The organism is Dysosmobacter sp., assembly GCF_034093755.1.
Classification (GTDB): Bacteria; Bacillota; Clostridia; order Oscillospirales; family Oscillospiraceae; genus Oscillibacter.
In genome coordinates this window covers 15923-31839 of sequence record NZ_JAXEBZ010000012.1, presented here as the reverse complement: position 1 = coordinate 31839, position 15917 = coordinate 15923, and the positions used below count along the sequence as shown (strand labels likewise).

At 62.9% G+C, this 15917-nt stretch carries 14 protein-coding genes and 1 pseudogene; 6 read left to right on the top strand and 9 right to left on the bottom strand.

Annotation, left to right across the window (positions count from 1 at the left end; genetic code table 11):
- From SOX55_RS01205 to SOX55_RS01190, 4 genes and pseudogenes are all read left to right on the top strand, one after another.
- Window positions 1-2537, top strand: a pseudogene (locus SOX55_RS01205) (valine--tRNA ligase); the annotation flags it as partial.
- Between the two features lie 481 nt (window positions 2538-3018).
- Complete coding sequence (locus SOX55_RS01200; protein WP_325285606.1) at window positions 3019-3348, top strand: STAS domain-containing protein; 330 nt, start codon at window positions 3019-3021, stop codon at window positions 3346-3348.
- Window positions 3338-3787, top strand: a complete 450-nt coding sequence (gene spoIIAB, locus SOX55_RS01195; protein WP_325285605.1) for an anti-sigma F factor — start codon at window positions 3338-3340, stop codon at window positions 3785-3787. Before SOX55_RS01200 ends, spoIIAB begins: the two co-directional genes overlap by 11 nt.
- Window positions 3784-4482 (top strand): sigma-70 family RNA polymerase sigma factor, encoded by a 699-nt coding sequence (locus SOX55_RS01190; RefSeq protein WP_325285604.1) that lies wholly within the window; start codon window positions 3784-3786, stop codon window positions 4480-4482. The genes spoIIAB and SOX55_RS01190 overlap by 4 nt, the downstream gene beginning before the upstream one ends.
- On the opposite strand, the gene SOX55_RS01185 is transcribed toward SOX55_RS01190, so the two are convergent.
- The 9 genes from SOX55_RS01185 to SOX55_RS01145 form a co-directional block, all read right to left on the bottom strand.
- Window positions 4370-5227, bottom strand: a complete 858-nt coding sequence (locus SOX55_RS01185; protein ID WP_325285603.1) for a TIGR03915 family putative DNA repair protein — start codon at window positions 5225-5227, stop codon at window positions 4370-4372. The genes SOX55_RS01190 and SOX55_RS01185 overlap by 113 nt on opposite strands.
- A 12-nt stretch (window positions 5228-5239) precedes the next feature.
- Window positions 5240-6505 carry a putative DNA modification/repair radical SAM protein gene (locus tag SOX55_RS01180; RefSeq protein WP_325285602.1) on the bottom strand — a complete coding sequence of 422 codons (1266 nt, stop codon included), beginning with the start codon at window positions 6503-6505 and terminating at the stop codon, window positions 5240-5242.
- Between the two features lie 9 nt (window positions 6506-6514).
- Entirely contained in the window at window positions 6515-6643 is a 129-nt protein-coding gene (locus SOX55_RS01175; protein WP_325285601.1) for a hypothetical protein, read from the bottom strand.
- Window positions 6644-6777: 134 nt separating this feature from the next.
- Entirely contained in the window at window positions 6778-7719 is a 942-nt protein-coding gene (locus SOX55_RS01170; RefSeq protein WP_325285600.1) for an FAD binding domain-containing protein, read from the bottom strand.
- Window positions 7719-9986 carry a xanthine dehydrogenase family protein molybdopterin-binding subunit gene (locus tag SOX55_RS01165; protein WP_325285599.1) on the bottom strand — a complete coding sequence of 756 codons (2268 nt, stop codon included), beginning with the start codon at window positions 9984-9986 and terminating at the stop codon, window positions 7719-7721. The genes SOX55_RS01170 and SOX55_RS01165 overlap by 1 nt, the downstream gene beginning before the upstream one ends.
- A complete protein-coding gene (locus SOX55_RS01160) occupies window positions 9976-10491 on the bottom strand; it encodes a (2Fe-2S)-binding protein (protein WP_442873594.1) in 516 nt (171 codons plus the stop codon). The genes SOX55_RS01165 and SOX55_RS01160 overlap by 11 nt, the downstream gene beginning before the upstream one ends.
- A 194-nt stretch (window positions 10492-10685) precedes the next feature.
- On the bottom strand, window positions 10686-12089 hold the full coding sequence (locus SOX55_RS01155) for a hypothetical protein (protein ID WP_325285598.1): 1404 nt from the start codon (window positions 12087-12089) through the stop codon (window positions 10686-10688).
- On the bottom strand, window positions 12086-12625 hold the full coding sequence (locus SOX55_RS01150; RefSeq protein ID WP_325285597.1) for an RNA polymerase sigma factor: 540 nt from the start codon (window positions 12623-12625) through the stop codon (window positions 12086-12088). The genes SOX55_RS01155 and SOX55_RS01150 overlap by 4 nt, the downstream gene beginning before the upstream one ends.
- A 93-nt stretch (window positions 12626-12718) precedes the next feature.
- Window positions 12719-13744: a threonine aldolase family protein gene (locus tag SOX55_RS01145; RefSeq protein WP_325285596.1), complete on the bottom strand. Its 1026-nt coding sequence runs from the start codon at window positions 13742-13744 to the stop codon at window positions 12719-12721.
- Window positions 13745-13910: 166 nt separating this feature from the next.
- Between SOX55_RS01145 and SOX55_RS01140 the strand changes: the two genes are divergently transcribed.
- Together SOX55_RS01140 and SOX55_RS01135 are read left to right on the top strand one after the other, a co-directional pair.
- On the top strand, window positions 13911-14408 hold the full coding sequence (locus SOX55_RS01140; RefSeq protein ID WP_325285595.1) for a DUF4358 domain-containing protein: 498 nt from the start codon (window positions 13911-13913) through the stop codon (window positions 14406-14408).
- 70 nt (window positions 14409-14478) lie between these two features.
- Window positions 14479-15906, top strand: a complete 1428-nt coding sequence (locus SOX55_RS01135; RefSeq protein WP_325285594.1) for an MBOAT family O-acyltransferase — start codon at window positions 14479-14481, stop codon at window positions 15904-15906.
- Window positions 15907-15917: the final 11 nt, after the last annotated feature.

Sequence of the window (15917 nt, the reverse complement as noted above, 5' to 3'; positions counted from 1 at the left end):
CCGAGAAGAAGCCCTTCTCCATCGTCATGCCGCCCCCCAACGTCACGGGCCAGCTCCACATGGGCCACGCCCTGGACTGAACCCTGCCGGACATCCTGACCCGCTTCAAGCGGATGCAGGGCTACTCCGCCCTGTGGCTGCCCGGCACGGACCACGCCGGCATTGCCACCCAGATCAAGGTGGAGGAGGAGCTCCGGGTCAAGGAAGGCAAGACCCGCTACGACCTGGGCCGTGAGAAGTTCCTGCAGCGCGTCTGGCAGTGGAAGGAGAAGTACGGCGGCCGCATCGTGGAGCAGCAGAAGAAGCTGGGCGTGTCCTGCGACTGGAGCCGCTCCCGCTTCACCATGGACGAGGGCTGTTCCAAGGCCGTCCGGGAGACCTTCTGCGAGCTGTACGACAAGGGCCTGATCTACAAGGGCAGCCGCATCATCAACTGGTGCCCCCACTGCGTCACCGCCCTGTCCGACGCCGAGGTGGAATATCAGGACAAGCCCGGCAATCTGTGGTATATCCGCTACCCCCTGTCTGACGGCAGCGGCGACATCGTGGTGGCCACTACCCGTCCGGAGACCATGATGGGTGATACCGGCGTGGCGGTGAACCCGGAGGACGAGAAGTTCAAGCACCTCATCGGCAAGACCTGCATCCTGCCTCTCATGAACCGGGAAATCCCCATTGTGGGCGACGAGTACTGCGAGATCGGCTTCGGCACCGGCGCCGTGAAGATGACCCCTGCCCATGACCCCAACGACTTCGAGGTGGGCCTGCGCCACAACCTGGAGGTCATCCGCGTCATCGCCGATGACGGCCGCATCAACGAGAACGGCGGCAAGTACAATGGCATGGACCGTTACGAGTGCCGCAAGCAGGTGGTGAAGGACCTGGAGGAGCAGGGCTACCTGGTGAAGGTGGAGCCCTACAGCCACAACGTGGGCACCTGCTACCGCTGCCACAACGACGTGGAGCCCCTGATCTCCGCCCAGTGGTTCGTGAAGATGGAGCCGCTGGCCCAGGAGGCCCTGCGGGTGGTGAAGGAGGGCGAAGTGAAGTTCGTCCCCGAGCGCTTCTCCAAGACCTATATCAACTGGATGGAAAACGTCCACGACTGGTGCATCAGCCGCCAGCTGTGGTGGGGCCATCAGATTCCCGCCTGGTACTGCGATGACTGCGGCCATATCAACGTCAGCCGGGAGGACCCCACTGTCTGCGAAAAGTGCGGCAGCGCCCACCTGACCCGTGACCCCGACGTGCTGGACACCTGGTTCTCCTCCGCCCTGTGGCCCTTCAGCACCCTGGGCTGGCCGGAAAAGACGGAGGACCTGGCCTATTACTATCCCACCTCCGTCATGGTCACCGGATATGACATCATCTTCTTCTGGGTGGCCCGGATGATCTTCTCCGGCTGTGAGCAGATGAAGCAGATTCCTTTCCACACCGTGCTGATCCACGGCCTGGTGCGGGATGACAAGGGCCGCAAGATGTCCAAGTCCCTGGGCAACGGCATCGATCCGCTGGAGATGGCGGAGAAGTACGGCGCTGACGCCCTGCGCTTCAACCTCATCACCGGCAACAGCCCCGGCAACGACACCCGGTTCTACACCGAGAAGTGCGAGGCCATGCGGAACTTCGCCAACAAGATCTGGAACGCCTCCCGGTTTGTGCAGATGAACCTGACCATTGAGGAGTGCCGGCTGCCCGCCACCGAAGAGCTGGAGCGGGAGGACAAGTGGGTCCTGACCAAGCTGAACACCCTGGTGAAGGAAGTCACCGAGAATCTGGACAGCTATGAGATCGGCGTGGCCTCCGCCAAGGTCTATGACTTCATCTGGGACACCTATTGCGACTGGTATATCGAGCTGACCAAGACCCGCATGAACGGGGAGGATCAGGCGTCCCGTCTGGTGGCGGAAAACGTGCTGTGCTACGTGCTGACGGAAGTGCTGAAGCTGCTGCATCCCTTCATGCCCTTCATCACCGAGGAGATCTGGCAGGCGCTGCCCCACACCGGCGACTATCTGATGACCTCCCAGTGGCCGGAGTATCAGGAGGCCCTGAACTTCCCCGCTGAGGCCGACGCCATGGAGGCGGTGATGGACACCATCAAGGCCATCCGCACCCGCCGTGCCGAGATGAACGTGCCCCCCTCCAAGAAGGCGGAGGTGATTCTGGTCACCGACGAGCCCGCCATCTATGAGCAGGGCGCCCACTTCATCACCCGTCTGGCCTACGCGGAAAAGGTGACGGTGGCCGGCAAGGCGCCGGAGGACCTGAACGGCCTGGTGAACATCGTTACCCGGAAGGCCAACGCCTATATCCCCCTCAACGAGCTGGTGGATTTCAAGGCGGAGCTGGAGCGCATCGGCAAGGAGCTGGAAAAGGCCCGCAACGGCCTGCGCATTACGGAGAACAAGCTGAAGAACGAGAAGTTCGTGGCCAACGCTCCGGAGGCGGTGGTGAACGCCGAGCGGGAGAAGGCCGCCAAGTACAGCGAGCTCATCGCCAAGCTGGAGGAATCCGCGAAAGCCATGCAGGGCTGAGGGGAGGATTTCCTGTCAGTTGGCGCACTCTGCGGCTTGCCGCAGATGCCTGAATAGAGAACAAGCATCCGTATGGCTCAGCCATACGGATGCTTCAGGTTGTCGAAAAAGTCCTTCGGACTTTTTTGACAGCCTTCAAACTGCCTCGCTTTTTTGCCTGATACGCAGTCAAAAAAGCTGCCGCTATGCGGCGCAAACGCTTGCTGCGCAAGCTTTTTGCAGGCATTCGATCCAATTCGAGGCGGGCTCTGCCCCCTCGAGCTCCCCCTGCTTTTTGAAAGCAGGTCCTGTAAACGCAGTTTTCTCGACACGCTCAAGCATCCGTATGGCTAAGCCATACGGATGCTTGCTTTTCATGCAGTTTTTGTCCTGCCTGTGAGAGGGTTCGACAAAATGCAGAAAGGGCCTGTGCTATCATCGGCATAGGCCCACTTATTTTCGGAAGAATCTGGAAAAATCTCAAACAAAAGAAGGGAAACAAATGGAGATACAGGCGAAAAGTGTTGACCGGAAATTGCTGCTGCGCTTTTCCGGCGAGCTGGACCACCACGGCGCGAAAACCGCCATCCGGGAAGTGGAGGAGGCGGTGGAATCGGCGCTGCCGCTGCAGCTGGTGCTGGATTTCGGCGGCGTCACGTTTATGGACAGCTCCGGCATCGCGGTGCTGCTGCGGGCCCAGCGCAGCGTGCGGAATCTGGGGGGCAGTGTGGTGGTGTGCCGGGTGCCCCGTCAGGCCAAACGGGTGATGGACGCCGCGGGCATTGACCGGCTGATGACCATTCAGGCAGGAGGAACAGACGATGAAAAGTAAAGCGGAAAACTACATAACCGTGGAATTCCCCAGCCGCAGCGCCAACGAGGGCTTTGCCCGGGGCGTGGTGGCGTGCTTCGCGGCGCAGATGGACCCCACCCTCAACGAACTGGAGGACATCAAGACCGTGGTCAGCGAGGCGGTGACCAACGCCATCGTCCACGCGTACCCGGCCACTATGGGAAAAGTGATTCTGAAGGCCCGTATCTGCCCCGGCAGCGTGCTGGAGATCACGGTGAAGGACCACGGAAAGGGCATCCCGGATGTGGAGAAGGCCCGGCAGCCCATGTACACCACCGGCGGGGAGGAGCGCAGCGGCATGGGGTTCACCATCATGGAGAGCTTCATGGATAAGCTGGCGGTCAAATCTACGCCGGGGCGGGGCACCACCGTGGTGATGCGCAAAAAGATCGCCACCCGCCTGAAAAAGCAGGGATGAACGGGGAACTGCTGCAGGCGGCCCAGTCCGGCGACGCCGAGGCCTGTGAGCAGGTGGTCCGGGAAAACAGCGGCCTGATCTGGAGCATTGTGCGCCGCTATTATGGCCGCGGCGTGGAGCCGGAGGACCTGTATCAGCTGGGCTGTCTGGGGTTTCTGAAAGCGGTCAGGGGCTTCGACTTCTCCTACGGCACTTGCTTCTCCACCTACGCCGTCCCGAAAATCGCCGGGGAAATCCGGCGGTTCCTGCGGGACGACGGAGCACTGAAAGTCAGCCGCAGCATGCGGGAGAAAGCACAACTCCTTTACAGCACAAGGGAGACTCTGCGACACCAGCTGCACCGGGAGCCGCTGCTTTCCGAGCTGGCGGAGGCCACCGGACTGGAGGCGGAGGAGATCGCGCGGGTGGACCTTGCGTCTGCCGCGCCGGAGTCCTTGCAGGCGGAGACGGAGGAGGGCCTGCCCCTGGAGGGGATGCTGGGCACCGACGCGCCGGAGGAGGGCATGGTGGAGCGCATTGCGCTGCGGGAGGCCATTGACCGCCTGCCGGAAAAGGAGCGGATGACCATCCTTTTCCGGTACTTCAGGGGGATGACCCAGGAGCAGACGGCAAGGGTCCTGAAGGTCTCCCAGGTGCAGATTTCCCGGCTGGAAAAGAAGGGGCTGGCCCATCTGCGGGAGAGCCTTGGGGAGTGAAGTGCTCCGGCCCCTGAAACTCCGTCATGGTGTTCCAGTACCGCTTGGGCATGTGGGTCATGCGGCAGCGGGGGTTCTCCCGCTCCCGGATGGCGATGGTGTCGTAAAACCGCTTCCAGAGCTGCCGGTAGGCGGCCTCCGTCTCGTCCGGCGGCGCCATCTGGAAGTGCTCCAGCGGGAGGATCACGGCCTTCCCGTCGGCGTAGAACAGCGCCTCCCGGTGGGTGCGGTCATAGATGAAGAATTTTTCGTTTTGATACCGGCTGCAGAAATGGCCCCGCAGTACCGGCAGAATGCGGTTTTTCGGCTCGATCTCGCTGCCCAAGACGCCGTTGAAGTCGGAAAACCGCACGAAGCCCCGCAGCTTTTCCGCCTCCGCCCCCAGAAAGCGGACGGCCTTCAGCACAGGGTACAGCGTTTCGTCGGACAGGTTCCGCAGAAAGCCGGGCCCCTCCCGCAGAAGCTTCGCCACCAGCCGGTAGAGCTGCAGCTCCATCTCCGGCATGCAGGTGAGAAACCCCCGGCGCACCAGGTCGGCGGCGGCGGGGGACAGCTGGCGGATCTTCCGGTAGACCCGCCGGGCGTGGTCCCGGTCCGTGACAACCTGCCGGGTGGGGTACAGCGTCGGCTCCGAGTCCTCATCGCTGTTGATGGCGGTGAGGACTTCGTGTCTGGCGTAGCTCTCAAAAATACAGCAGAGGAAGCCGTCAAAGCTGCCGTCGTAGCAATAAACCATTTCTGTCATGACAAGCCCCTTTCAGACCGCGTCAAACAGGGACAGCTGTTCCATCGCCGGCTGGGGAAGGGCGGGCCGCTCCGCCGCTGCCAGATTCCGCAGCAGGGACTCCGGGGTGAACCGGATTCCCTCCGTCATTTTCCCGGAGGCGGTGAGGAAATACTGGGCCCGCTTCATCACCACCCCCAGCTTCCGCAGCTGGTCCAGGTGCAGCCGCCCCGCCCGCCGGGAGTACAGAATCCGTCTGGCGGAGGTGACGCCGATGCCGGGGACCCGGAGCAGCGTCTCATAGTCCGCCGTGTTGACCTCCACGGGGAAGAAGTCCAGATGGGCCAGGGCCCAGCTGCACTTGGGGTCCACCAGCGGGTTGAAATCCGGGGTTTCCTCGTCCAGCAGCTCCTCCGCCCGGAAGCCGTAAAACCGCAGCAGCCAGTCCGCCTGATACAGCCGGTGCTCCCGCAGCAGCGGCGGCTTCACATCCCGGGAGGGAAGCAAAGCGTGTTCCACCACCGGCACATAAGCGGAGTAGAACACACGTTTCAAACGGTATTGGTCATACAGTCCCTGGGTCAGCCGCAGGATGTGGAGGTCGCTGTCAGCCGTGGCGCCCACGATCAGCTGGGTGCTCTGGCCGGCGGGAGCGAATTTGGGAGCGTGGCGGTATTTCACCAGCTCTTCCTTGTTCTCCGCCACCCGCTGCCGGATCTGGCGCATGGGGGCCAGAATGGCGGTTTTGGTCTTGTCCGGCGCCAGCGTCTGCAGGCCCCTCTCAGAGGGCAGCTCAATGTTGACGCTGAGCCGGTCCGCCAGCAGCCCCAGCTGCTCCACCAGCGCCGGGGCGGTGCCGGGGATGGCCTTGGCGTGGATGTACCCGTTGAACCGGTACTCCTCCCGCAGAATCCGCAGGGCGCGGATCATCAGCTCCGTGGTCTCGTCGGGACTGCGGTACACGCCGGAGGAGAGGAACAGCCCCTCAATGTAATTGCGGCGGTAGAACTGGATGGTCAGCTCCGCCAGCTCCCGGGGGGTGAACATGGCCCGGCGGGTGTCATTGCTGCGGCGGTTGACGCAGTATTTGCAGTCATAGACGCAGCGGTTGGTCAGCAGTACCTTCAGCAGCGTGACGCAGCGCCCGTCGGCGGAAAAGGTGTGGCAGCAGCCGGCGATGGAGGAGGTGGTGTTGCCGATCATCCCCTGGCGGAACCCCCGCTTCACCCCGCTGGAAGTGCAGGCGGCGTCATATTTCGCCGCGTCGGAGAGGATGGTCAGCTTGTCCAGAAGCTCCATGGCGGAGCTTCAGCGGGCCATGGCCCGCCGGCGGCGGGAGCGCTTTGCCGGCTGCTCAATGGCGTCGATGACGCGGAAAAGCTGGGTGGTCAGAAAAACGATGCCCACCATGGTGAAGAAAAAAGTCCAGCCAGTCATGAGAATTCCTCCTGTCGAACAACTGTTCTAATCTTGCCATTATCATAACTCGAACAACTGTTCGTGTCAAGAGGGAAATGGAGGAAAACCGAAAAAAAGCGCCCCGAATCCGCGGATTCGGGGCGCTTTTTCAGTCACTGGGGATGGCGGAGGGGCAGCAGGAACCGGACCTGGTCATACAGCTCCCGCTTGACGGCGGGGGAGATGCAGGCCTCCTTGATGGGCTTGGCCAGCTTTTTCAGCTCCGCCCTGCAGGCGGCGGCGACTTCCTCGTCAGAGGCGCCGCTGTCCAGCAGCGCCGCCGTCTCCGGCAGCTCCACCGGCTGGGTGCTGACGGCGCCGACCACCAACTTGGCGGGACGGTTTCCGCCGCAGTGGAGAGCGAAGTTGATAAGGGGGAAGTCGATGGTGGAGCGCATGGCGTACTTGTGGAAGCCGCTGCGCTCGCCTTCGGCGGGCTTGGGCACCCGGAAGCGCAGCACCAGCACCGGCAGATGGCGGTTGCAGGCCAGACCGTTGGCGGCGGTGTGGCGGCTGATCAGCTCCGAAAGGGGGCAGGTGCGGACCTGGCCGTCCTCCATGTACTCCGCCTCCGCGTCATAGGCCAGCAGAGCGGTGGCCACGTCGGAGTAGTAGATGGCGCGGCAGACGGGGGAGTTGGGAATCTGGTGGCAGACGCTGCCGCCGGTTTTGAAGCACAGCGGCAGGGCGCCCCGCCAGTAGAGACTCTGGTTGAAGTAAATGCACCGCCGGTCCTGCATGATGTTGCCGCCGATGGTGGCGATGTTGCGGATCTGGGGGGAGGCGGTGGCAGCAGCGGCCTGGGCCGCGGCGGGCAGCAGGCGGCAGATGTCCGTATGCCGGGAGACGTCCCACAGGGTGACGCCTGCGCCGATGCTCAGATGGGTTCCCTCGTCCCGGATCTCTTTCAGCTCAGGAATGTCCTTCAGGAACACCAGGTTCCGGTCATTCCGGACGTGGTTTTTCAGCAGCGGCATCAGGTCCGTGCCGCCGCCCACATAGGTGACGGGCGCGGCGGAGACAGCCTCCTGCACGGTCTTGGGCATGTTGTTCATCAGCGGCGCTCCTCCTTTCGCTTGCTGGGGAGAATGACGAATTTGTCGCACAGGGGCAGGGAGGAGATCTCCGTGCCGGCGGCGTGACGGACGGCATTGACAATGGCGGGAGCCACGGGAACCGTGGCCAGCTCGCCTACGCTCTTGGCTCCCAGCGGCCCGTAGGGATCATAGCTGTCCACCATATCAACATAGGTCTGGGGCATATCGTCCATCTGAGGGATGCGGTAGTGGAGCAGGTCAGAGGACAGGGTGCGCTTGGTTCGGGGGTTAATTTCCATGCGCTCGTACAGCGCATAGCCGACGCCCTGAGCGATGCCGCCCTCCAATTGACCGGCGACGGTCATACGGTTAATGGGAGTGCCTACGTCCACCACCTGAATGATGTCCAGCAGACGGATGGCGTTGAGCTTCTTGTGGTACTCCGCCTTGACGAAGCACACGGAGAAGGGATTGGGGCAGGCGGCGGCTTTGTAGCTGCCGGATCCGATCATAACGCCTCCCTTGAAGTCAAACAGGATCTTTTCGGCGGCTTCCCGGAAACTCAACTCCAGGTTTTCGGTGCCGCGGATGTAGTAGCGGTGGTCTTTTTCCTCGACTTCGCAGCCAGAATAGATGACCTTCAGCTGCTCCAGGACTTTGCGCTTCAAATCATCACAGGCCAGGGTCACCGCGTTGCCGCAGATAAAGGTCTGGCTGGAGCCGAAGGTACCGGTGTTATAGGGGGTGGTCAGGGTGTCGGCCGCAGTGATCTGGACATCGGACAGGGGAATCCCCAGACACTCTGCCGCGATCTGACACTCCATGGTTTCGCTGCCCTGACCGATGTCGGCGGAGCCTACCAGCAGATGGACAGTGGCGTCTGCGTTGAGCATAATGACCGCACCGCTCAGACCCTCCTTGGAGGAGGGGCCGGAGCCGTGGCAGCTGAAAGCAATGCCCCAGGCCTGACGAATCTCATCATTGTCAATGAGCGGGGCCTTGGCGTCGATCTCATCCTGAATTTCGCGGCAGCGTTTGGCGCACGCCTCAATGCCGTTGCTGCTGACCGGAATACTGGCGCAGGGGAAGCATTCGCCTACCTGGACCTGATTTTTCAGACGCAGCTCCACGGGGTCCATATTCAATGCTGTGGCCAGACGGTCCATGAGAATCTCACGGCCAAACGTCAGCTGTGAGTTGCCGTAGCCGCGGAAAGCGCCTCCGGTGATATGATTGGTGAACACGCTTATGCCGTGGAAGAAGTAATTGGGGACGTTATACTGCAGTTTCCGGGCAGCGGCGGCAACAACTGTCGGGCTGTGGGTAGTGAAGGGACCGGCATTCAGACGGAAAGTAGTATCGAACAGTTGAAGCATACCGTCCTTGGTGGCGCCGATACGCAGGTCCACGTCGGAGCCGTGGCGCACCACGGAGTACAGGTCCTCCTCCCGGGTGTAGGTCAGATTTACCGGTCGCTTGAGTTTTCTGGACATCAGCGCGGCCACATGCTGGGCGTGGAGCTGCTGGCGGGCGCCGAAGCCGCCGCCCACAATGGGCTTGTTGAAACGCACATCGGTTTCCTTCAGCCCCAGGATCTGCGCCATAATGCGTCTCTCCTGAAAGACGGTCTGAGAGGTGCTGTAGACAGTCAGGTGCTTACCATCGCTGAAATCACACAGGCAGGAGGTCAGCTCGATGGTGGCGTGCTGCATGGGCGGGGTGTAGAAATGGTCCTCCACAATGATGTCGGAGGCTTCTTCGCCGGCCTTTCGGTCGCCCTGAAATACCTCGCGATGCTGGATCACATTGTCTGCGGAGATATGCGGCTGAACCGGGACAGCATCGGGACGCAGGGCATCGGGAATATCCAGGCAGGGTGTCAGCACCTCGTACTCCACATGGACGGCGTCGGCGGCCAGACGGGCGGCTTCCTCGGTCTCAGCGGCTACGCACATGATGCGGTCACCCAGAACCTTGGGTTCGCGGGTAAAGACGGTTTCATCCGCCATCAGCAGGGGAGAGGGCGGGTTGCCGGAGCAGTTGAAATACAGGGTGGGGGCTTCTTCCGGCATCAGGCAGCCCAGATAGCCGGGGACCTTCTCCGCGGCGGAGATGTCGATGCTGAGGACCTTTGCCCGGGAGTAGGGGCTGCGGACGATGGCGGCGTAGGCGGTGTTGGGCAGGCGGATGTCATCGGTGTACAGCGCCTTGCCGGTGGCCTTGTCCATGGATTCCAGCCGGGGAATGGGGTGATTGACGGTCTGGAAAGGCGTCTTAGTTTCCATGGGCTTTCCCTCCGTTCTGCTCCGCGTAGGCGGCGATGATCTCCGACGCCTGCGCAATGGCCTGCTCAATCTTCTCATAGCCGGTGCAGCGGCAGAGGTTGCCGGACATGGCCTGCCGGATCTCCTCCATGGTGGGGGAGGGGTTCCGGTCCAGCAGGGCCTTGGCGGCCATGATCATGCCGGGGGTGCAGTAGCCGCACTGGATGGCGCCGGCGTCCACAAACGCCTGCTGCAGGGGATGGGGCGCCTCGGCGGTGCCGATGCCCTCAATGGTCTCCACGTCGGCGCCGTCGGCCTGGAGGGCAAAGACGCAGCAGGAGTTGACGGCCCGGCCGTCCATGATGACGGTGCAGGCGCCGCACTCCCCCAGGTCGCAGCCCTTCTTGGCGCCGGTGAGACCGGCCTGCTCCCGGATGAGGTGCAGCAGCGTCTCCTCCTGTGTCACCGTGAAGGTCCGGGGCTGACCGTTCAGGGTCAGCCGGATGGTGTAAGTCATTTCAGCCATAGATCCTTCTCCTATTCATATTGCCCGGCGGAAGCCGGCGCTGGTTCAGACAGGGAATATCAGCTTGAAATCCAGTAAAACAGCTGGATGTAAAAAAATATAAAACTCCCGGAAATTTTTTATCCGAAAAGATAAAAACTGCCCTTCCGGCAAAAAAGACCCGCCCCGTCCGGAGGGAACGGGGCGGCTGGGGCTTATTCTGTCTCCTGATCGGCCTTCCAGGTCAGGCCGGAGCCGTCGCCGTAGTAGCAGCGGCGGCCGTAGGACCAGTCGGCTTTTCCGGCATAGGTGCCGTAGGGATAGGCGGGATGGCTGTCGGAGCGGTACTCCAGCCGCTCCTGCAGAAGGGTCCGGGGATTGGCCTCCTGCCCGGCGGTGAACAGAACGTAGCCCCGGCGGGTGTGGGAAAACAGGGGCCAGCTGAAAGGCGGAAACTCCGCGGAGCACTCCGTATAGGGCTGGCCGAAGAAGTCCAGCCCGGTGTTCATGACCCCGTCCTCCGCCGCCAGCTCCGCGGCCCGGAATCTGCCGCCCCGCTGCCACGTCAGCCGCGTGGTGCAGCCGGTGACGGCGGCGTTGGACCGGACGGAAAGCTGGCACTGCCAGAAGCCGCCGCCGTCGCCGGGGGCGAAGAAGTGGAGAACCCGCACGTCGCCGTCGGGCATCAGGAAGAAGAACACCTGGTTTTCGTGGAGGTTGCCGCCGTCGCTCCCCTGGGGAATCTCCTCCACGCCGCCGTCATCCAGCCGGACGGCGCCCCGAAGGGACAGCAGGTCCGTTTCCGTCAATTGCTGCGCCCACACGCTCCCAAAGCCCAGCTCTGCCAACTCCTCCTGTACAGCCCGGCCCTCGGGAGAGAGGGGAACCTCCGTGACCGCCGTGCCGGAGAGGGGGGTGTGTCCCCAAAGCACCATGGCCAGCCCCACCAGCGCCAGCAGGGAGCCGAGGCACACCGCCCGCAGCCGCTCCCCGCTGATGCGCACCGGGGCGGCGCGGAGGGCATACCCGGCGGTCTCCAGCTCCGCCGCGGCGGACAGCAGCGCCCGGACGATGCGGTAAAAGGCGAAAATCAGCAGGAGGAACACCGGCCAGCCGGGCTGGGGCAGGAACAGCGCCAGCAGAATCAGAACGGCGTACCACGCCAGCGCCCACAGGGCCGGGTCTTTCCGGAAATCCGGTGCCGTCTCCCGGGTAATCTGCCGCAGCCCCTGCCGGAAGCAGACCAGCAGGGCTGCCGTCAGGGGAATGCCGGAAACGGTGTTGAACAGGGCGAGGGATGCGTGGAAGGTCGTGGCCGCTGCCGCCAGATTGATATAAAGGAAGATTCCTTTACATGCACTGATGATGAAGAACCGGCGGAACCATCGGTTGGCGTCCCGGAGGCTCCGGGCGCCCAGATACAGCTCCATGGCGCCCAGGGCGGGCAGCAGGTACTGCAGCCCCAGAAAATTCAGCGTGAAGCAGGTAAGGCACAGCCCGGTGACGATCTGCTTCATGGCCCGGCGCCAGGGCGTGACGGCGTCCATGCCCTCGTCGGGGGGCGGCAGCTGGCTGAGGGAAGAAGCCAGCGTGCAGTCAAATTCATCCCATTGGCTCATGGCGCGTCACCTCCCAGCTCCTGCCGCAGCCGCTGGCGCAGGCGGTACAGCCGCCCCTCCGCCGCCCGGAGGGACAGGCCCATCTCCGCGGCGATCTGCGCCACAGGCTGCAGATAGTAGTAGCGGCGGTAAAAGAGGGCCCGGTCTTTGTCGGACAGCCGTTCCACGGCCCTCCGGAGCCGCTCCGCCTGTTCCTTTTGCAGCACCGCCTGCTCCGGCGTGGCGTGGTCCGCCGCCTCCGCGTCCGGCTCCGCCTGATGCCGCTCCCGCCGCAGCCGGGCCTTCAGGTGGTTCAGGGCGGTGTTCCGGGCCGCCGCCGTCAGGTAGGAGGACAGCCGCCCCTGCTCCGGGTCGAAGCGCTCCCCGTTCTGCCACAGGGACAGGGTTACTTCGCTGTAGCAGTCCTCGGCGTCCTGGGGGTCCCGGAGGACGCCGCCGATGACGTAGCGCAGCAGGGGACCGTATTGCCCCAGCAGGGCTTCCATCCCGGCCTCCCGGTCCGTGCGCAGCAGCTGGGCCAGTTCCCGGTCCGTCATGGCAGCCGCCTCCTTTCTCTGTGTCTGTTCAATGGTACAACGCCGGGCGGGAAACCCCACGAAAAAAGCCGCCCGCAGGTGGCTTTTTTGATGTCAGACTTTCGGAAGGTCCCGCAGCAGCTCCTCCACGGCGCTCTCCGGCGTGGCCCAGCTGGTGACAAACCGGATGCAGGTGTGGTCCGCGTCCACCGGATGGTCCACCTCAAAGCCGTAGCCCAGCTCCTCCAGACGGCGCACCACATCATTGGGCACCACGGGGAACAGCTGGTTGGTGGGGGAGTCCACCGGCATGGGGTAGCCGTGGTCCAGAATGCCCTGACGCAGGCGGGCGGCCATCTCGTTGGCGTGGCGGGCCAGATCGAAGTACAGCCCGTCCCGCAGCAGCTCCCTGAACTGGATGCCCAGCAGGAAGCCCTTGGCCAGCATGGCGCCCCGCTGCTTGATATACCAGCGGAAACAGGGCTTCAGATCGTCATTCATCAGCACAATGGCCTCGCCGAACAGGGCGCCGTTTTTTGTGCCTCCGATGTAAAAGGCATCGGTGAGGGCGGCCACGTCCGGCAGCGTCAGGTCATTGCCGGGGGCGGTGAGGGCGCAGCCCAGCCGGGCGCCGTCCAGGAAGAGGTACAGGCCGTGCTCATCGCAGCAGCGGCGGAGGGCTGTCAGCTCCGCTTTGGTGTAGATGGTGCCCAGCTCCGTGGTGTCGGAGATGTACACCAGTCTGGGCGCCACCATGTGCTCGGAGTGGTGGGCGCTGAGAACCTGCTCCACCAGGGCGGGGGTCAGCTTGCCGTCGGGGGTGGGGACGGCGCAGACCTTGTGACCGGTGGCCTCAATGGCGCCCGTCTCATGGACGTTGACGTGGGCGGTGGAAGCGGCGATGACCGCCTCAAAGGAGCGGAGGGCCCCGTGAATCACCAGCAGGTTGGCCTGGGTGCCGCCTACGGCGAAGTGAACGTCGGCGGTGGGGGCGCCGCACAGGGAGCGGATCAGCTCCGCTGCCTCCTGACAATGGCGGTCCAGACCGTAGCCGCAGTTCTGCTCCAGGCCGGCCTCAGCCAGGGCCTGCAGAACGCGGGGATGGGCGGTTTCACTGTAATCGTTGGTAAAGCTGTACATGGAGGGGCCTCCTGATTCTAAAAATTTTCAAATGCTCTTGAAATCATAGCGCGAAACAGGGCATAATGCAAGACAGGAGCATGCAGAATATTTTCGCGGAGGCGGAAACTTTTTGCCTCCGCGATTCGTCTGAGAAACAGACACCAAAAAACAAGGAGAAACGATCATGATGAAACGCATTTTTACCCTGCTGCTGACGGCGGCACTGCTGACTACTCTCCTGACGGGCTGCGGAGCTTCCGGCAAGCAGGAGACCCCCGTGGATCTGACCGCCCTGTGGACGGAGATCAGCGAACTGGACAGCGACTGGGGCGAGTCCTATTTTGCGGACCTGACGGAGGACCCGGAGCTGCTGGAGAACTTCTATCCCGGCCTGAAGGACATCCCTGCCAGACAGCTGATCGTCCGGGTGCCCATGATCTCCGCTGCCGTGGCGGAATTCGTGCTGATGGAGTGCGAGACGGAAGACGGCGCCGGTCAGGCCAAGGACATTCTGGAGCAGCGGGCAGAGGATCAGGCCAACGGCGGCGCCTGGTATCCGGCTTCCATGGAGGTCTGGAAGGATGCCCAGGTCATTTCCAACGGCCGCTATGTGGCCCTGCTTGCCTCCGGCAGCCACCAGTCTGAGGCGGCGGAGCTGTTCAACGCCAAGTTCAACGGATGATTGTCCCAAACCGATGGAAAAAGACCGCAGCCTGCCGCTGCGGCCTTTTCCGTGAAAGGAGGCGCTGCGTGTGGTATTCAGCAGCCTGACATTTCTGTTTGCCTACCTGCCCATTACGCTGCTGGTGTATTTTGCCGTTCCGCTGCGGTGGAGAAACGCCGTTTTGCTGGCGGTGAGTCTGTTTTTCTACGGCTGGGGCGAGCCGGTATATATCCTCATCATGTTCCTGTCCATCCTCATTGACTACACCCATGGCCTGCTGGTGGAGAAGTACCGGTCCAATGACCGGAAAGCCCGGTGGTTCGTGGGGCAGTCGGTGGTGTTCAACCTCCTGCTGCTGGGCTTTTTCAAGTACTGGGGCTTCTTTGCGGACAACCTGTTCCTGCTCACGGGGGTGGAACTGCCTGCCGCTGTTACTCTGGCGGGGCTGACCATCCCCCTGCGGAACATCCCCCTGCCTATCGGCATCTCCTTTTTCACCTTCCAGACCATGAGCTACACCATCGACGTCTACCGGCAGGACGCGCCGGCCCAGCGGAATATCATTACCTTCGGCGCCTTTGTCACCATGTTCCCCCAGCTGATTGCCGGCCCCATTGTCAAGTACAAGACGGTGGCCCGGGAGCTGGATTACCGGGTGAATACGGCGGAGGACTTCGCCCTGGGGGCGCAGCGGTTCTGCGTGGGGCTGGCCAAAAAAGTGCTGCTGGCCAACGGCATCGGCGCGCTGTGGGATGCCCAGCTGGCGGCCCAGGCTGCCGGGACGCTGACGGTGGCCGGCGGCTGGATGGGCCTGGCTGCCTACTCCTTCCAGATCTATTTTGACTTTTCCGGCTACTCCGACATGGCCATCGGCCTGGGGCGGATGCTGGGCTTCCGGTTCGACGAGAACTTCAACTATCCCTATCTGGCTGCCTCTGTCACGGAATTCTGGCGCCGGTGGCACATTTCCCTGACCTCCTGGTTCCGGGAATACCTCTACATTCCCCTGGGCGGCAACCGCTGCGGCGCGGCAAAGACGGTGCGGAACATTTTCATTGTCTGGTTCTGTACCGGCTTCTGGCACGGGGCCAGCTGGAACTTCATCCTGTGGGGATTGTATTTCTTCTGCTGGCTGATGCTGGAGAAGTACCTGCTGCGGGACGTGCTGGCCGGAATCCCTGCTGCAGCGCGTCATCTCTACACGTTGATTGTGGCGGCAGTGGGCTGGGGTATCTTCGCCATTGAGGACCTGGGACGCTGCGGTGCGTACCTGCGAATCTGCTTCGGCGGCGGTATGCTGTGGAGCGGCGCGGACGGCTATACCCTCCGGAGCTATGCGGTGCTGCTGGCGGTGGGGTGCGCCGCGTCCACCACCCTGGGCAAAAAGGTCTGGCAGCGTCTGCCGGACCGGGCGCGGAAGGTGCTGACGCCGGTGCTGATGGCCGCGTCTCTGGTGCTGTGCACCGCCTATCTGGTGGACGGCAGCTACAACCCCTTCCTGTATTTCCGGTTCTGAGGAGGTGAACG